The following is a 1,505-nucleotide window of genomic DNA, read 5'->3' on the forward strand; positions in this document are numbered from 1 at the left end:
GCTCCAGCGTAGGGCGGAGCCGTCTCAGTCGCAGGCGATCCCGTCACCGTCGCGGTCGAGGTCGTACAAGTCTGGTCCGACCACCTGCTCGCCCTATTGCAGAGGTTCGGCCGCTGCCAGAACGAACGCGGGCAGTGTGTCTGAGGCGAAGAGAATCTCTAGACCGAGGAGCTTCCCATCCTCGGTGAAGTCCAGGATGAACTGTCCGGCGATGCCGTCGTTGTGGGGCACCTCGACCTGATGCCTCGCTTGGCCGGGCGCAATCGCGTCCACCAGCATCATGTACGCGGCGTCCACTTCGGGATCGTAGGTGAGTCGCATGTCAGCCCTTCGTGACGGTGATGGTGATGCGGGAGTTGCCGTCCACGATGACACGGATCCGATTGACGCCACTGACGAGGGAGCCACGCCTCTTCCCCCACGCCGAGCACTGAGCCATCATGAAGACGACCCCTACAGAGGAGATCGCCTTGTCGCTTCCGCACACCCCGTCGGAGACCACTGCTGTCGCTGGACTCCCCGGAGTGCTGGTCATCGCCAGGATCCGTCGCCTTCTGATCCTCGCCGTGATCGCCGCGCTGGTGTATCCCACCCTCATGGTGGCGAGTAGAGCCACTTGTCCTGGCGGCATCGATGGCAGCGGCGGATTCATCGATGGGGCGGGGCGACCGGTAGACGAGGCTCCCCTGTGCATCCAGCTCACCCTCGGTCCCAGCCCGCTGGTCTACGCAGGTATTGCCGCGATCGTGTTGATCGCTCTCGGCCGCGTGATGAAGGCGAGCGACGAACACGGTGCCCTCAAGGTTCTGAACCGGGCAGCGATCGGAGTCGGGGCCCTCGTGATTGTCGCGATCGTCGTCTCGCACGTCTGGTTCTTCATGATCCCGATGGAGGGGTTCACCTCCGGCTCCTGGACGGTCTTCAGCCCATTCCCCTTCGGCAACATCGACGTTACGACCACACCCATGACCACGGAGTGAGGCACGACAGGGGTAGGAGAGTCGCGCGGATATGCGGCTGCAGGAGCGCGACACGCCCGGCGGTCGGCCTAGATTTGCCCGATCCCCGGGATCCGCGTAACTTATTACTTGTTCGCCCCAAACGGTTGAGCGGAGGTCCTCGGACCGGCTCCCGTCAAGCAGCTAACACCTCCCGAATCCCAGACACTCACTGAGTGAACAGGATGAAGGTGCTGATCCGTTCCCACGGTCAGGCCGAGAAAAACTCGGACTTGACAACGGAAACGAGATCGGTAAGATAGAGAAGTTGCCCTTCGGGCCTGGCTGTGATGGCTGGGTCGTGGGAGCATCCGATCCTTGAGAACTCAACAGCGTGCACTTGTCAAATGCCAAATTATCCTCGTCTAGCTTCGGCTAGTTGAGAATTCCTTTGGATCAAAGACCAACTCCTTCCGGGGGGTTGGCAATGGATGAAGTCAGCAATGAATTTGTCTCTTTGGTCAGCATCAAACTCGCTGCGTCACCGTTTTCCCGGTGGGGTATGCA

Annotated in this window: 2 protein-coding genes; one reads left to right on the forward strand and one right to left on the reverse strand. The window is 60.9% G+C overall.

What is annotated here, in order from left to right:
* Nucleotides 1-93: 93 nt before the first annotated feature.
* Nucleotides 94-321, reverse strand: a complete 228-nt coding sequence (locus tag KZA10_RS14940; protein WP_218683282.1) for a DUF2283 domain-containing protein — start codon at nt 319-321, stop codon at nt 94-96.
* Nucleotides 322-440: 119 nt separating this feature from the next.
* On the opposite strand from KZA10_RS14940, the gene KZA10_RS14945 reads away from it, so the two are divergent.
* Nucleotides 441-980 (forward strand): hypothetical protein, encoded by a 540-nt coding sequence (locus KZA10_RS14945; RefSeq protein ID WP_256934923.1) that lies wholly within the window; start codon nt 441-443, stop codon nt 978-980.
* Nucleotides 981-1,505 lie beyond the last annotated feature (525 nt).

The organism is Microbacterium sp. BF1, assembly GCF_019279095.1.
In the GTDB taxonomy this organism is placed as follows: domain Bacteria; phylum Actinomycetota; class Actinomycetes; order Actinomycetales; family Microbacteriaceae; genus Microbacterium; species Microbacterium maritypicum.

Excerpts from the sequence above, each read along its gene's own strand:
- KZA10_RS14945 (WP_256934923.1), top strand. The coding sequence starts at position 441 with ATGAAGACGACCCCTACAGAGGAGATCGCCTTGTCGCTTCCGCACACC.
- KZA10_RS14940 (WP_218683282.1), bottom strand. The coding sequence starts at position 321 with ATGCGACTCACCTACGATCCCGAAGTGGACGCCGCGTACATGATGCTG.